The organism is Rhodococcus sp. MSC1_016 (genome assembly GCF_023667485.2).
Classification (GTDB): Bacteria; Actinomycetota; Actinomycetes; order Mycobacteriales; family Mycobacteriaceae; genus Rhodococcus_F; species Rhodococcus_F oxybenzonivorans.
Map to the genome: position 1 here is coordinate 1 of NZ_JAMOZI020000003.1, position 15,493 is coordinate 15,493.

A 15,493-nucleotide genomic window follows, 5' to 3' on the forward strand; every position below is an offset into this window, starting at 1 on the left:
GGGACCAGGGCGTGATCTGGATCCCCGCATAACCACCAACAACAAACGCAACACCCATTACCGAAGGAGAACAAAAGACTATGTCGAAGAACATCTTCCAGCCTGGCGATCGCGTCATCATCGACCCCGTGGTCGCGAACAAGGACATGAGGGGGCGCGTTTTCGAGGTGGTTCGCCAGTTGAAGGTGAACTACGAGCTCAAGCCACTCGACGGTATCGGCCCCGGGGTGAGGGCACAGCCAGAAGTGCTGATGCCCGCGCCCGAGGAACTGTTAGCGAAACCGATCGTCGCGGTCGCGCCCTTGTCGACCGGGTCCACGGTGCGGGTGAAGCAGGCCCGGAATATCGATCCGACCACGCTGTTCGTGGTCCTCTCGAACGGTGCCAAGGTGAAGATCGCCGAGTTGGGCGGCGACGACGGCCGGTACTGGAATGTGCCACGCACCGCGCTGGAGAAGGTGACGATCGACGTCGCCGCCGCCGCGGCCAGCGCCCAGGTCGCCGAAGTCTGACACCGGATCAAGCCCGCTGATGCAGTGCATGGCGGACACGTCCTGACCACGTAGATCGGCCCCCAACGGGCACACCGGGCAGCAGCTATCTGCCCGGTGTGCCCGCACCAAGGACAAGGCAGAGCAACCACCATGACCGAGCCGAGACACCAACTCGCCCAGCTCGACCTCTTCACTCCATGCGCCATCCCCACCTGCGAAACCCCAGTCATCGAATCCGGTGAAGTGTGCACCGGATGCCTGGATGCGTTTGGCCACATGCTGCAAGCCCGATCCGCAGCACCGTGCGTTTCACCGCAGCTCGATCCCGCGCACTCTGCTGGCATCTCGGAGCAGAACAGGACGAGCCGGACCTCCAGTGCCAGCACTGACGAGCTCAAGCGGGCTCAGAGGTGGTGCTGGTTGTGCGAGGAACGCCGGACCTGCACGAAGGTGCGTGGCCGCTGGGAGTGCCGAGGGTGTACCCGCGGATAGCTAGACACCTGTCCGGTGCGACCGATGAGAATCTCGCACCGGACGGAACTAGGAGGATTTCCGAACATCGGGCATGGGTGTGGCCCCGCGCCGAGTGCGGCCGATTCTATTCTCACGCCATTTCTAAAGAGGTTTGAATTGCCTGTTCTAATTCTTGGGATTCGATAATTCGAACAGGTATATACCGCTCCTGAGGCAAATTGAATTCCGGGAAGTTGCTTCTCCTGGGGCGAAATACGTCGCCGTCCCCCCATGCGCTAAACCGCGAGTCAATTAGATGAAAGTGCAGGTAATCGCCACGGTGGCGAAGTGTCGTGGCGAACTAGAGGCGGACGAAAGAAAGGCTCTAAATTGCTCGAAAACTATCCGGGATATGTAGAAATATCTCCAATTTCGACTACAATAAGAATTGTAGAAGCAGTGTAAACGGGGAGGATTGAAAATGTCGGTTCAGCTGTACAGCAAAAGCTCGTGTGTGCAATGCAATGCCACCTACCGGGCCCTCGATAAAGAGGGGATCGAGTACTCCGTGATCGATCTGGAGGGCGACCCTCACGCCGTGAACGCTCTTCGGGCGCTCGGCTACAGCCAGGCCCCGGTCGTCATTGCCGGTGACCAGCATTGGGGCGGTTTCCGTCCTGACCGCATCAAAGCCCTCGCGGCTGCCTGAATCCCACCCACCGACCCGGGCCGCCGAACATGCCACCCCGAAAGGACCGCTCAATGACCGCCGCCGCCCTCGCGCTCGTCCCGGATGACACCGCCATCGACACCGACCAGATTCAGGTCGGCGACATCGACACCAACACTCATACCGACGTCGAGGCCCTCTGCCTGTGCGCTCTCTTGTGGGCGCCAAGCGAGGCTGCGGCCCGAGCTGTCTCCGCCCTCGAGGCCGAAGATTTCGAACGACCCATCCACCGCGAACTGTTCACCGTTATTGCCCGACTCGTGCGCGCCGGAAAACCCCACGACACCACGATGGTCGCCGCCGAACTCGAACGCACCGGAAACCTCGCCGGCCACCACGGCTCCGAACGGTCCCGCTACCTGGCAAACATCACCACCCGCGGAGCCGATCACATCGCCGTCGACCACTACACCCGCACCGTCGTCAGCCAGGCATACCGGCGCAGCTTCCGCGCCGCCGCCCAGTCCCTCGCTCAAGCCGCCGAGCAGCTGCCCGAAGACCAGCTCTTCGGGCACATGGTCGCCCTCGGCCGCCAACAGCGAGCCGCCACCAACCGTCTCAACCATCTCAGAGGAGAAGGCCAGTGACCATCTACGCCAACGGCATACACACCGACGACGAACGTGACGCGTGGAACCTCCACGAAGCTGGGCTCAGCTGGACGCAGGTCGGCCGGGAGATCGGCTGCACCGAGTCCGCGGCCCGCGCATTCGCCTCCGCCTACCGGCAGCGCACCGACGCAGCGGCGGGAGAGAACCAGGGCGCCTTGTTCTGATGCGGGCGACGAAGCCGAAGCCTATGTCGGCCCATCCTGCACACTGGCTGGCGGCAGGCCCGCCGAAGGAGGCATCAACGGCAGCCGAACTGATGCCGGCCTCCGCGTACAACAGCGGCGAAACTATGACCCGGCTCATGCGCAACACCGTGCTCATCCAACTCGCGATCGCGGCGATCTTCAGCGTGCTCGTGTCACTCATTTGGGATGGCCTCTACGGGATCGACTCCACCATCAGTCCCGGCCCCCCGTGGCTTGCCGGTTTGATCGCAGGCGGCGTTGTCCTCGCCGGCGTCGTGATCACCACGCTGATGCTGCACAACGGTGGAGGCCTGCACGATGAGCAACCCGGGGACCTCTGGCAAGACGGCCCCGATCTCCGTCGGCTTGCCGCAACCGTCGTCGAGGATGACACCCGCGACCGTCCGAGCCGCACATGAGAACCGCAGGAACGGAAATGCGGAAATACGGATAGGCGGAAATCCGTATGAGGAGAGTCCCAGGCCCATGGCCGGGGACTCTCCCGCGTTTGAGGTCTCGTGCGGGTCAGTTACCGAACCGGAACCAGAATCTAACCACCAAATAGAGACGTCGCAAACAGCATGCGGGGTTGACACAGCCCTGCATGGTTCATACTTTTAACTAGTACAAAGTATGGAGGTGAGGGCGGTGGAAGATCGAAGCGCATCGGACACAGGGGCGTCATGGCGAGACATCGCGGTATGCACGCAGGTACACCCAGATCTGTTCTTTCCGGTCAAAGGCGACGGAACGAGCCGACGCGAGGATCTCCGCGCCGCACAGTCGGTATGTGCGGGTTGCCCGGTCTGGCGCCAGTGCTTATCCGAGGCATTGGCCGCCGGCGAACAGTGGGGCGTCTGGGGCGGGGTGAACATGGAAGCGATCCGCACGGCAAAGCGCCGCCAACGCGTGAAAGCGCTGCTGCGATGACAGGCCCTCGGCGGCGGGGATGGGCTGAGTCCTCCCACGGTCGTCCATACTTGGTCCCAGTACCAAGTATGCGGAAGGGGCTGGCCTGTGATCGTGTTCCGGATGGGCGACGAGGAACCGCTCGGCCCTGGGGATCCCCTCGGCCGGACTCAGGTCGGATACCGGCCTGGATTAGACGCGGCCGAATGCTGGAACCGCTCACGGGGAGTGTGGAAGCTGAAAGAGGGTCGGGCCCTGGAGCAGGACCTTGCGGTCGTGGTCGATCCGGACTGGATCGTGCGCGCCGTGGCCCGGGTGACCGCGGTGTCCAAGCATGGCGATCGCCGAGCCGTCGAAGGCGATGTGATCGAGGGGCATCCGATGGTCGGGCAACCGTTCCCCACCCCGAATACCAGCCGCAACTCGATCAGTTACCACCCCGACGACGCCTTCTCTGCGTAGCGGCAACGGCAGCGGCCCGGCACGGTAACAGTCTCACCGAGCACCGAACCAAGACTTTCGTGTGTCGGGCGCCACACTCGAGTGGCGCGATCGGGGTGGGATGAATGATGATCTTGAGTTATCGAAGCGACAATCGCTCGTACGCTGAGCGCGGGACGGCGCCTGAGCGTGACGTGAGCATTGCCGCCGTGGTCAGTCATGCCCCGCGGCGGTCGATGCACCGCACGCAGGGAAGGTCCGTATGGCCCGCAGGACGATCACCGCACACCCCTCCCATCTGTTTCGCCTCATGGCGTCTGTGGGCGACCCCCAAAGCGCGTGCTACGCACGCGTCTTGCGCGGAGGTCGCCGATGAGCGAGATGCGCGAGACCGGCGAACAATTCACTCAGGAAGGACATGACGATGGCGGAGTTCGATCCGACGATTCGCGCGGAAGTGGAGCGAATCTGGCGGGAGCACCTGGGCGTGGACCCGGCAGCGACGGAGACAGAGCTGGCGGCGCAGTTCGACGAGGAGGCAGCGCGGCTCTCGGAGCTGGTGTTGCAGCGAGTCGGGGGCGGCCAGGGGTATCTGATGCGGAACTGGAAGGCCGAGCATCCGGGGCAGGATCCGGACGTGATGACGACCCATCAGCTGATCGCCCAGGCCGAGCACAACAGCCGGGAGGCAGTGCTGACCGAGGAGCTGTACTCGCAGGTGCCGGAGATCAGCGAGGAGCAGATCGCCCGGGAGCTGAAGATCGAGGAACGGATCGAGGCGGAGATCGCGGCGAGGCGTCAGGCCCGCGACCCCGACCGATGGCGGACGGGGATGGTCGAGGTGCCGGACCTGGCCCGGCAGGTGGTCCGCAGGGTGTGGCCGAGCGAGGCGATGACGTTTCGAACGTACGCGGAATCACTGATCGCGCAACGGATGGAGGACAACGTGAAGACGCCGCTGACGGCGGCGGATCCGCTGGCCGACGAGTTGGCGCAGATGATCGACGAGCAGATCAAGGCATCGAAGGCCGCGGGGAATCGAGTGGTGTAGCTCCACCGGAGTTGGTGGCCTATGCGCAGGCCGCCCGACATCTCGACGAGGTCGAGAGCAAGCTGTCCACTCTGATCCGCGGTGCACAGCAGATCCAGGTCCAGGCTGCCGAAACCGCGTTGCTGGGAACCGATCCGGAACTGATCGAGGACCTGAGTACGACCGCGGACCGGATGGCGGCCCGGGTCGAGAGGGTCTCGGCTGATGCCCACGAGGCCCGCGACGCGGCCGAGCGGGCCCGGCAGGTGTGCACCGATGCCGGTTACGACGTCGACGGGGTGGACGTTGCCGCGGTCAGCCGAGTACGGCCGCCGCGCCGAACCTGGCGGGACCGGCCCGCCACCGACCGTCAGCAGTCGTATCTGCGCACCCTGCGTCGTCAGCGTGGGTTGCCGGTGCGGCTGCCCGACGACCTGACGATCGGCCGCGCCGACGAGCAGATCAAGATGCTGCGCACCCGGTCCGGGAAGGTGGCCGACGCCTCCGATCCGGAGATCGCCCGCATCCTGGCCGAAGCGGAAACGCAACGGGCGCGGGACGAGCGCGCCGAGCACACCGGACCGCCACTGTCGCCGGGGCAGGCACGTGAGCGCTCCGCACTGATCCGCGACCAACTCGCAGCACAGAAGGCGGATCGAGAGCACCGACCCCCGCAAACGCCCACCCCGGCACCGGACACAGAAACCGCCCCGGGGCGACGGCCGCTGCGGGAGCTGGTCGCCGAGTTCACCGCCCAGCGCGAACCCACCGCCCCCGCCGACGACACCGCGGCGTTGCTCGACGAGATCACCGGGCAGGTGATGGCGGACGAGGATCTCAACCTGGCCGCCGGATCGCCGGCGAACACCTTTGAGCAGTTCACGTCCTGGGCCATGCGCCGCGCCCATGACGAGGTGCAGGCCGGCCTGGTCGAGCAGGCGGTGAGCGAGGACCCACAGACCGCGGCCGTCGCCCGCGCCGCCCTCGACGACCCGGCGCACTGGCAAGCGGCCGCCGCACAGCTGCCCGCCCGCATCTGGGCGCAGCACCATCGCGACCGCACGGTAGCCGACGCCGCGGTCACCGCCCTCGAATCCGACCCCGCCGTCGCCGACGCCGCCACCGGCCCGGCCGAGCAGTTCACTGCCGCTCCGCCGGTGCAGCAGGCACTCGACACCGCCGTCACCACCGCCGGCCCCGAAACCGAAACCGAGCGGCAGCAACTGGTTCAGGACACCTTGACCCGGGTGCACGCCAACAGCCACCGCACCGACCCGGTGGACTGGCGGCAGGTCGGCCGCGACGCCTGGACCGAACATGGCCCCGGTGGCGGCGCCCCCATTGCGGCGGCCGACCCGCGAGTGCGCGCCGCGCTCGACGGCGTCCCCGTCGGTGATCCACGCACCGAGCAGATCTTCACCGACTGGAACCGCGGCTGGAACGGCGCCCGGACCGAATGGGCACGCGAACGCGAGAACGAGGTCCTCGCAGACCTCCAAGCCGAGATGGTCACCCACCCCCGCTTGCAGGTGCTGCGGCGACGACCCGAGGATCACCTCAGCGTCGGCCGCCACCGGCTGCTCAACCACACCGTCAGCGACTGGCTGCTCTCCGTCGACTCCGGCGACCCGCAATATCAGGCGGCGGCGCACTGGCTGCACGACAACATCGCCACCACCCTCGACACGGTCCACGAAGCGGTCAGAACCTCCCCCGAGCTGGCCGCGCCCACACCGGAGACCGCACCGACCGTCGATACGGCCGAGGTCACGGCCGACGTCACGGCCGCCGCGGTGCCCGAGGTGGAGTCCGGTGACGAGATCCCGGACCGGGGAAAGATCCACACCTGGCTCGACGCCCAGCGGGTGCACATCGCACTGATGCTCGACGGCGCCGACGCCGCCGTCGTGGCCGAGGCCGAACGGTCCGCCGACGACGCCCGGGCGCTGATCCCGGACGCCAGCCTGCGCGCCTGGCAGGCGGCCGGCAGCATCGACGACCGCGCCGCCGACGTCGAGAAGTGGCGGGACTGGGCTCTCGGCGAGCTACGGCAGGACCCGCTGGTGGTTGCCCTGGCGGCGAGCACCCTGGTCACCAAACGCACCAGCGTCGTCCTCGAGGCCGCCGCAACCGACCTCACCGACCGCCTTCCCGACCGCCCGGACCTCGCCGCCGTCATCGATGACCACGGCGGTCACCAGTGGCTCACCGCCGAGGTTCGCGGCCCGCTGCTGGCCGCACTCGAGGACACCTACCGCGACAAGGCCACCGACTGGCTCGCCCGCGATGCCCACACGTTCGTCAAGACCAACCGTCCCCGCACCCAGGTGCACCGGTTCACCCTGCACACCGGCACCCCGGTGTGGGAGGTCACCACCGACGGCGGCGAAAGCAGGGAGCTGTGGGGCGGGCACCACCTGCCCGCGGTGCGCCGCGCCACGGTCGGTACTCCCGGCACCAGTTCGGGCCCGATCCGGGAAGGCCTTACAGCCGAACAGGCCCGCGGCCGGTTCGCCGAGATCACCGGGCAGGCACTGCGCCAGGACGAGGTATTCGCCGCGGCCGCAACATCGCTGCACCCGAGTCTGAACCGCACCGGATTCCTGACCTCCCAGGCATCCCGAGAGCTACGCGGGCGCGTGCTCACCGAGTTCGAGCGCGAGCACCGCAACCTGGCGGCAGCCTGCCGTGCCCACGGACTCGACACCTCGGAGCTGCTGCGCTTGGACATCGCCAGCCAGGTGTTCGACACCCTGCACACCAGCGCCCGTGAACCCGACGACCTGTTCGCCGCGGCGACCGGACCGGCCGACCTCGAGGCCCTGCGGGCCTCGGAATACCTCGTCGGCGCACCCGGCCAGGACCGAACCCAGGTCAATTACCGGTGGCGCACCACGGACTGGCAGGTCAGCCGCGGCGACGCCGAACCGGTCATCACGGCAACCCTCGCCGAGGCGATCACCACCGCCCGCACCGGGCAGCACATCGAGCCGGCCGCGGCCGTCGCGAGCATCACCGGGGAGCACGACACCCCAGAACGCGACCGTCAGAACCCCTCCCGCTCCCCCTCCACCAAGAACGAGGCCGAGGCCGAGGTCGAGGTCGAGGTTGCACCGCCGGCGGCGGACCGGCCGGAGGTGACGGCAACAAACTTCGTCCTCGGGTCCGAGGTGCTGGCACCATCCGGGGCGAAGGCCCGGGCCCGGGCCAACATCGACGCGATCCGCCTGGTGCACCAGCTCGGCGACGATAACCGGGCAGCGACGCCGGCAGAACAGCGGATCCTCGCCGCCTGGTCCGGGTGGGGTGCGGCCGGGGACATTTTCGACAAGCGCAAACCCGAGTGGGACGAGCTGCGCACCGACCTTGCCGCGGTGCTGACACCGCCGGAGATCGCCGCCGCCCGCGCCTCCACCCTCAACGCCCACTACACCGACCCGGCGATCGCGGCCGAGATGTGGTCCGCGCTGGGCAGAGCCGGGTTCACCGGCGGCCGGGTCCTCGAACCGGGCTGCGGGGCCGGCAACTTCATGGGTCACGCCCCGCGCGGCACCCGGATGGTCGGGGTGGAGCTGGACCCGATGACCGCCCGGATCGCGCACCACCTCTACCCGCAGCACCAGGTCCGGGGTCAGGGATTCGAGAAGTTCTCCCCGGACGAGGGCGCCTTCACCGCGGTGATCGGCAACGTCCCCTTCGGCAACTTCGCGGTCAGCGACCCCCTGCACAACCCGTCCGGGTTGACCATCCACAACCACTTCATCCGCAAGTCCCTCGCCCTCACCGAAACCGGCGGCTACGTCGCAGTCATCACCAGCGCCTTCACCTCCGACGCCCAGCGGACCAAGGCCCGCGAGGAAATCGCCGAACTCGGCGACCTGGTCGGCGCCCTGCGGTTGCCGACCAAGGCATTCGACCGGCAGGCCGGTACCGATGTCGTCACCGACCTGCTGATCTTCCGCCGCCGCGAGGCCGGCCGCGTCCCGTCAGCGCAGACCGAGCAGTGGATCACCACCTCGAAAGCTGAACTGCCAGGCGGTGAGATCCAGGTCAACGACTACTTCCTGGCCCACCCGGAGAACGTGCTCGGCGAACTCGGGGTCGGGTCGGGCATGTACTCGGCGGCCACCTTGAAGGTGACCGCCGACCCGTCCCTACCGTTGGCCACCCAGGTCCGTGACCGGCTGACCGCCATCGTCGACACCGCGAAGAACACGGGACTCGGGCAGGACGCGGAAGAGCCGGCCGCCGATCCGATGCTCGATCGGGCCGGGCTGGTCACCGCGGAAGAAGCGGCGATCACCGAGGTGCCGGGATCGGTTCGCTACAACGACGAGATCGACCTGTTCGAGCAGCTCTCCCTCGGCGGGCGGTGGGCGCCGGTGCCCTCGCGGATCGACAAAGCCCGCACCGCCCAGTGGAAATCGATGCTCACCATGGCCGGCACCGTCACCGACCTCATCGACGCCCAACGCACCGGCGGCGACGCCGACATCAAGAACCGGCTGCGCACCCAACTGAACCGCCAGTACGACGCGTACACGCGGAAGTACGGGCCGCTGAACAGGTTCACCTGGGTCACCCCCGCTCCGCCCAACCAGAAGGTGATCGACAAACGCTTCACCGACCTGGAGAAGAAGTGGCGGGCCAACAACGGCGACGAGACCGGCCCGGTCACCGGCGGTCTTCCCGAGGACGTCGCCGCCCGGCTGCTGGCGGAGGCATCGGAGCCGAACCCGGCGTGGAAGAAGATGCGGCACCTCGAGGGCGCCATCCGCTACGACCCGGCGATCCAGCTGGTCCGCAGCATCGAACTCTTCGACGAGGACACCCAGCAGGCGCGTAAGTCGAAGATCTTCACCGAGGACGTCATCACCGCCCCGCAACGGGCGCAGTCCGCCCAGGACATCGCCGAAGCGCTGGCGGTCAGCCTGGACGAGACCGGGCAGGTCGACCTGGACCGGATCGCCGGGCTGGTGGGCATCGACCCCGAGACCGCACGAACCCAGCTCGACGGGCTGGTCTTCCCCGACCCGGAAGACCCGACCGAGCTGATCCCGGCCCCCAGGTTCCTGTCCGGAAACGTGCGGCAGAAGTTGGCGGCCACCGAAGCCGCCGCACGGCAGAACCCGCAGCTCTACGCCGGAGCGGTTGGCGCACTGCGGCAGGTGATCCCGACGGATCTGGATCCGACCAACATCACCGTTCGCCCCGGTGCGAACTGGGTACCGGTCCCGCTGTACGAGCAGTTCATCCGGGAATCGTTCTCGGTGCACCCGGACACCCGCATCGCGGTCGAGTACTCCCCCATCACCGCGTCCTGGGACTTCACGATCGCCGGAGACCAGTACACCGACCCCTACGGGCTGCCGTACGAAACGGCCGGGGACAGGCGCGGCGTCGACGGATTGTCATTGCTCGAGAAGATCGCCAACAACCAGCCCATCCGGGTCTTCAAGACCGAAGCCGAACTCGAACACTCCCCCAAGCCGCGGTTCCACGAAGAGCTCACCGAGGAACTGCAACAGCGGGCCGAGATGCTCGAAACGGCGTTCGGGGAATGGTTGTTCGCCGACCCGGCCCGCACCGCCAAGCTGACCCGGGCGTTCAACGACCGGTTCAACTCCTTCGTCGACCCCTCCTACAACGGGCAGGGCCGCACCTTCCCCGGGCTGCGGATCACACCCCACCCGCACCAGGCGGCGGTCGCGGTGCGGCAGATCAACGAACCGGCGGTGCTGCTCGATCACACCGTCGGCACCGGCAAGACCTGGTCGATCACGATGTGCGCGATGGAGATGCGCCGCCTCGGTCAGATCAAACAGCCCTGGGTGGTGGTCCCGAACCACCTGGTCGACCAGTGGTCCCGTGAGGTGGCCGACGCCTACCCCGGTGCCCGGGTGCTGGTCGGTGACGACTTCAAGTCCCGCGCCGACCGGCAACTGTTCATGGCGCAATCAGCCTCGCAGGACTGGGATCTGGTGATCGTCCCGGAACCCGCCTTCACCAAGATGCAGTGCTCGGTCGACACCCAGGCCGCCTACATCGCCGACGAAATAACCCGGCTCGAGGAAGCCCGCGAAACCGCCACCGGGCAGAACACGATCAAGGAGATCGAGAAGGCCAAGAAGCGGTGGCAGGAAAAGCTCGAGAAGAAAATCAACGCCGACTCCAAGGACGTCGGCTTCTCCTTCGAGCAAACCGGCTGCGACTACCTGTTTCTCGACGAAGCGCACATGTGGAAGAACCTCTCGCGCCAGTCCAACAACGCCGACCTGGCGCTGCGGGAAGGATCGAGCCGGGCCACCGACCTGGACATGAAACTGTCCTACCTGCGGCGCAAATACCGCCAACGCGCCGCCGTCGAGGGCCGCAAACCCGTTCCGGAGAAAGTGGTCACCTTCGCCACCGGCACCCCGGTCGCCAACAGCATGTCCGAACTGTGGGTGATGACGAAGTACCTGCGCCCGGACCTGCTCGAGGCCGGCGGCATGGAGAACATCGACGCCTGGGCGGCGAACTTCGCCGCGATGCGCCAATCGGTCGAAATGAACATCACCGGCACCGAACTGCGATCGGTGTCGAGGATCGGCAAGTTCGTCAACCTACCCGCCCTGATGTCAATGAACGCCCAGTTCACCGACATCGTCGTCCGCGAACAGGTCCCCGCCACCCTTCCCGAGATCGCCGGTGGCGCCCGCCAGAACCTGACCTTCGAAATGCCGCAACAGGTCCGCGACTTCATGATCGACCTGGACGAGCGGATGCAGATGTACACCGGCAAGACCGCGCACATCGACAACCCCCTCAAAATCGGCAGCGACGGCGCCAACGTCACCCTCGACCCCCGCCTCGGCGGCCTCGACGCACCCCCCGCGGGCGAAGGCCGGGTCGACCTGCTGGTGAACAAGCTCTGGGAGATCGAGCAACGCACCGCCGACACCGTCTACTACGACGACGCCGGCAACCCGGAACCGCGCACCGGCGGTCTGCAGATCGTGTTCCTCGACCGCGGCACCCCCAAGCCCGGCCGCGACGACACCCTCTACGACATCATCCGCGCCGACCTCGTCGCCCGCGGCATGTCCCCCGGGGCGGTCCAGTTCATCCAGGACTACCCCAAACCGAAGGACAAGCGGGAGTTGTTCGCCGCCTGCCGACGCGGTGAGGTGAAGGTGCTCATCGGCTCGTCCGAGACGATGGGCACCGGCATGAACGTGCAGAAACGCGCGACCGCGCTCTTCCACGTCGACTGCCCCTGGCGGCCCGCGGACCTCGAACAACGCGAGGGCCGGATCATCCGGCAAGGCAACCAGAACAAAACAGTCGAGATCATCAACATCGTCGGGGAACGCTCCTACGACACCACCAAATGGCAGACCGTGGAGAAGAAATCCGCGTACATCGAGCAACTCCGCCGCGGAGTGCTCGACTTCTCCGAGGCCGAAGACATCGGCGGCGACGACATGACCTCCTCGATGGCCGCGACCAAGGCCGCCGCGACCGGCGATCCCCGCTACGTCGAGGTCGTCGAACTCGAAACGCAACTCCGCAAGCTCAATGCCGAAGCCCGCGCCCACCGCTCCGATCAAGAGCGAATCAAGTGGCAGCTGCACGACAACCGCACCCGGTTGCCGATCCTGACCAAGCAGATCGAGGAAGGCCGCGAGGTCGCAGACGCCCTCACCACCTGGAATGAACTGCCCCGCAAACAGCGGACCCTCACCGTGGGCGGCCGCGCCGTCTCGTTCGCCGAACCGGCGGAGGTACGCAAGGCGGTGCAAACCCGGCTGGCGCACATCGCCGGTGACCTCGAACGCCAACCCGACGGCCAGCACCTGGTGGCCGAGATCGCCGGCGCCGAAATCTCGATGGGCCGGCTCCCTGTCGGCGGATACGCATTCCGGCTCACCGGTGGCATCGTCCGCACCGTCGATGCCGAGGTCGTCGACCTCGCCCTCGCCAGCGCCGAAGGCGGATCCGGGATGGTGACCCGGCTGACCAACATGGCCGCCGACCTGCCCGCCGCGATGGACCTGAACGTCAAGGACCGCGACTACATGGCCGCCCAGACCGAGCAGCTCGCCGACAAGCTGGGGGTCCCGTTCGCCAAGACCGAGGAGATCACCCGCCTCACACACACCTACAACGAGATGCGGGCCGACCTCGCCGCCCGGGAGAACTCCCCCGAAGCGCTCGCCGAAAAGGCGGCGACCAAGGAACGATTGGCGGCCGCCGGCATGTACCGCGGCTGGACCCGCGACCTCAACCCCACCCGCGGCCACGCCGACAACCAGCGCATGACCCAGGACCAGTTGCGGGCGGCCACCCCGGCCCGGATGGTCGCGGCCGCCCAGAAGCATGCCGAACGCAAAGCCCAAATGGCGGAGAACCCGCAACCCCCACGGTGGCAGCACGGTGACGAGATCGGCTCCGAGCTCACCGCCGGATTCGACCGCGACACCGGCGATCCCGGCGCCGTGGTGAAGTGGACCGGCCGCGACTGGTACTGGTCCGCCCACAACGATCGGGAAATCCTCGACAGCGGCACCTTCCCCACCCGGGACGCCGCGATCTCCGCCGCCGAGAAAGCAGTCGGAACCGCACTCACAGAAGCCGCCATCCCACCGGTAGCGGTTTGGGAACGAGACCACGCCGCGCTGACCGAGACGCACGCCAACGGCGCCCAGCCTTCGGCCGCCGCCGAAACGGTGACCGACACGGAGCTGGCAGAAGTCATGCGGCTGGTCCAGTCCGACTACCCCACCCACGCAACCGCGGCCACCGCCACGAACACCACCACGATCGAACGGCTCCCACCCGGCCTGCGAGCCGAACGCGGCCGCGACACAGGTCAAGAACGGTAGCGATGGCGGGCGCGGTCAGCCACAACTGGTTGGCCGACAGCCCGCAGTTCTGGCAGGCGAGGTCAGGCTCTTCGGAGAAGGGGTGGGCCGGATGCCCTCCAACTTAACGTCGCATCGTGAAGGTGACCGGAACATGCTCCCATGGATCTGACCAGCGGAACCGTATCGTCTTCGGTACTCCGTTCAGCACCCAGGAAAGCGAACTCGGGCGCTGCGTGACTCTGTGAAGTGGATTGATTTCGTCATCGTGCAGCAGTGCTTCGGACTGGTTGAACAGGCAGAGCGTGAAGCTGACACCCGCCAGGTCGACGACCCCGCCGAACAGCAATCTCGGATCGTGTTTGATGAGTGGTGCGGCCGACCACCAGTCGCTCGTAACCGTCTCGATCCGGGTGAACGGATCGAACGACAGATGTGCGTTTGAGAGATCGCCTGTCACACCGAGCCCCCATGCGCTGGGCCAGCCCGCGCGATCGAGCAACAGGTCGATCGCCTCATCGGAGACGACAGTCGTTACGCGCTCGCCGTTGCTCTCAGTGAACACGTCCGCGGCGGCATGAGTGATCAGTAGTTTGAGCACCCATCGCTGGAAGTCGTCTCCTGACACCTCGAACTCGTCCGGCTCACCCCAGGTGCCAGCTCCGTTCATGTACCGGAGAGCGATGCTGCGCAGGAAGGTCGCGAAGGCGAGCGCTGCTCCGTCCGCATCGCTGAGTCCATTGTTGTGCGCCGTGCAGAGCACATTAGCGACGAATCTCCTTGGCTGGATGCCGACGGGAATCCGGTAATTCGGTTGGATCCGGACGCCGGGGTCGTCGAATGTGTAGAGGCGGATCAGCGCGTGAGATATGTAGTGCTCGCCCGAGATAGTGGTCGAGCAGCCGCCTCTCGTGTTCGCGTAACACTTCGGGTGAACGTAGCTTGAGCCCGTGTCAGGCATTTCCGTGTCCTGTCTGCCAAGGTCGCAAGAGACGAGCCCGGAATCTCGCGTATCGAACCGAGCATAGGGGCGACGACCGACACCACAAGTTGGCGAGTCTCAGGCCGGATCTGCCGCGCCCCACCCCCCTTCTCTCCTCCAGAACCGGACAACGCCCCGTGAAGTCATCTCCCGATGATGCAGGATGCCGCCCGTCAGCGATCGGCTTGCGGAACACGTCAGGGTCTGTCCATATGCGGGCGTTGTTGGTCTTCGTGTGCAGTGGGCGTGGTCGCCGCCGGGGCGTTATCGGTGTGGGGGGTGGTGTGTCGTGGGGTCAGGAAGTGGTCGATGTCGACGATGAGGAACACGGCGGTGGCGGTGGTGACCACGTGGGCGTGGTCGTTTTCGATGGTGGCTCGCAGGTGCAGTTTGCGGCCGTCGCGGGCGTGGATGTGGGCGCGGAGGGTGTAGGGGGTGTCGAGCAGGACCGGGGCGAGGTAGTCGATGGCGAGGTGGCGGGTGACGGCGAGTTCTCCCACGGTGTAGAGCAGGAATCCGAACAGGTCGTCGAGGACGGTGGCGACCGCACCGCCGTGGGCGATCGTTGGGGCGCCGACGTGGCGGGCGTCGAAACGGTGGTGGGCGTGGACGCCGTGTGCGTCGCGTCGGACGCGCAGCTGGTGGCCGTGGGGGTTGGCCGGTCCGCAGCCGAGGCAGTGGTCGTGGTGAGGCGGCAGGTCGGCGGATTCGGACGCGACCACGGGGAAGGTGGGGATCGAGTCCTCGGCCTCGCAGGGTTCGGATCCGGGCTCGTGTGTGCCGGTGCGGGGTGTGTCCTCGGTCATGAGTGC

The 15,493-nt window shown here is 66.8% G+C and carries 11 protein-coding genes; 9 read left to right on the top strand and 2 right to left on the bottom strand.

Going from position 1 to position 15,493, the window contains the following annotated elements; genetic code table 11:
- The first annotated feature begins 80 nt into the window (after nt 1-80).
- The 9 genes from L1080_RS37175 (at nt 81) to L1080_RS37215 (ending at nt 13,720) form a co-directional block, all read left to right on the top strand.
- On the top strand, nt 81-512 hold the full coding sequence (locus tag L1080_RS37175; protein ID WP_250775904.1) for a hypothetical protein: 432 nt from the start codon (nt 81-83) through the stop codon (nt 510-512).
- A gap of 916 nt (nt 513-1,428) precedes the next feature.
- Entirely contained in the window at nt 1,429-1,656 is a 228-nt protein-coding gene (nrdH, locus tag L1080_RS37180; protein ID WP_250775907.1) for a glutaredoxin-like protein NrdH, read from the top strand.
- Between the two features lie 53 nt (nt 1,657-1,709).
- Nucleotides 1,710-2,264, top strand: a complete 555-nt coding sequence (locus L1080_RS37185; RefSeq protein WP_250775910.1) for a DnaB-like helicase N-terminal domain-containing protein — start codon at nt 1,710-1,712, stop codon at nt 2,262-2,264.
- Complete coding sequence (locus L1080_RS37190) at nt 2,261-2,452, top strand: hypothetical protein (protein WP_250775912.1); 192 nt, start codon at nt 2,261-2,263, stop codon at nt 2,450-2,452. The genes L1080_RS37185 and L1080_RS37190 overlap by 4 nt, the downstream gene beginning before the upstream one ends.
- 23 nt (nt 2,453-2,475) lie before the next feature.
- Nucleotides 2,476-2,892, top strand: a complete 417-nt coding sequence (locus L1080_RS37195; protein WP_250775914.1) for a hypothetical protein — start codon at nt 2,476-2,478, stop codon at nt 2,890-2,892.
- A gap of 214 nt (nt 2,893-3,106) precedes the next feature.
- Nucleotides 3,107-3,403 carry a WhiB family transcriptional regulator gene (locus L1080_RS37200; protein WP_374435288.1) on the top strand — a complete coding sequence of 99 codons (297 nt, stop codon included), beginning with the start codon at nt 3,107-3,109 and terminating at the stop codon, nt 3,401-3,403.
- 102 nt (nt 3,404-3,505) lie between these two features.
- Nucleotides 3,506-3,844: a hypothetical protein gene (locus L1080_RS37205; protein WP_250775917.1), complete on the top strand. Its 339-nt coding sequence runs from the start codon at nt 3,506-3,508 to the stop codon at nt 3,842-3,844.
- Between the two features lie 403 nt (nt 3,845-4,247).
- On the top strand, nt 4,248-4,874 hold the full coding sequence (locus L1080_RS37210; protein ID WP_250775920.1) for a hypothetical protein: 627 nt from the start codon (nt 4,248-4,250) through the stop codon (nt 4,872-4,874).
- A gap of 14 nt (nt 4,875-4,888) precedes the next feature.
- On the top strand, nt 4,889-13,720 hold the full coding sequence (locus L1080_RS37215) for a DUF3072 domain-containing protein (protein WP_250775985.1): 8,832 nt from the start codon (nt 4,889-4,891) through the stop codon (nt 13,718-13,720).
- A 103-nt stretch (nt 13,721-13,823) separates the two neighbouring features.
- On the opposite strand, the gene L1080_RS37220 is transcribed toward L1080_RS37215, so the two are convergent.
- Nucleotides 13,824-14,327 (bottom strand): hypothetical protein, encoded by a 504-nt coding sequence (locus L1080_RS37220; protein WP_459032654.1) that lies wholly within the window; start codon nt 14,325-14,327, stop codon nt 13,824-13,826.
- A 551-nt stretch (nt 14,328-14,878) separates the two neighbouring features.
- Complete coding sequence (locus tag L1080_RS37225) at nt 14,879-15,487, bottom strand: PaaI family thioesterase (protein ID WP_250775925.1); 609 nt, start codon at nt 15,485-15,487, stop codon at nt 14,879-14,881.
- Between the last annotated feature and the right edge of the window lie 6 nt (nt 15,488-15,493).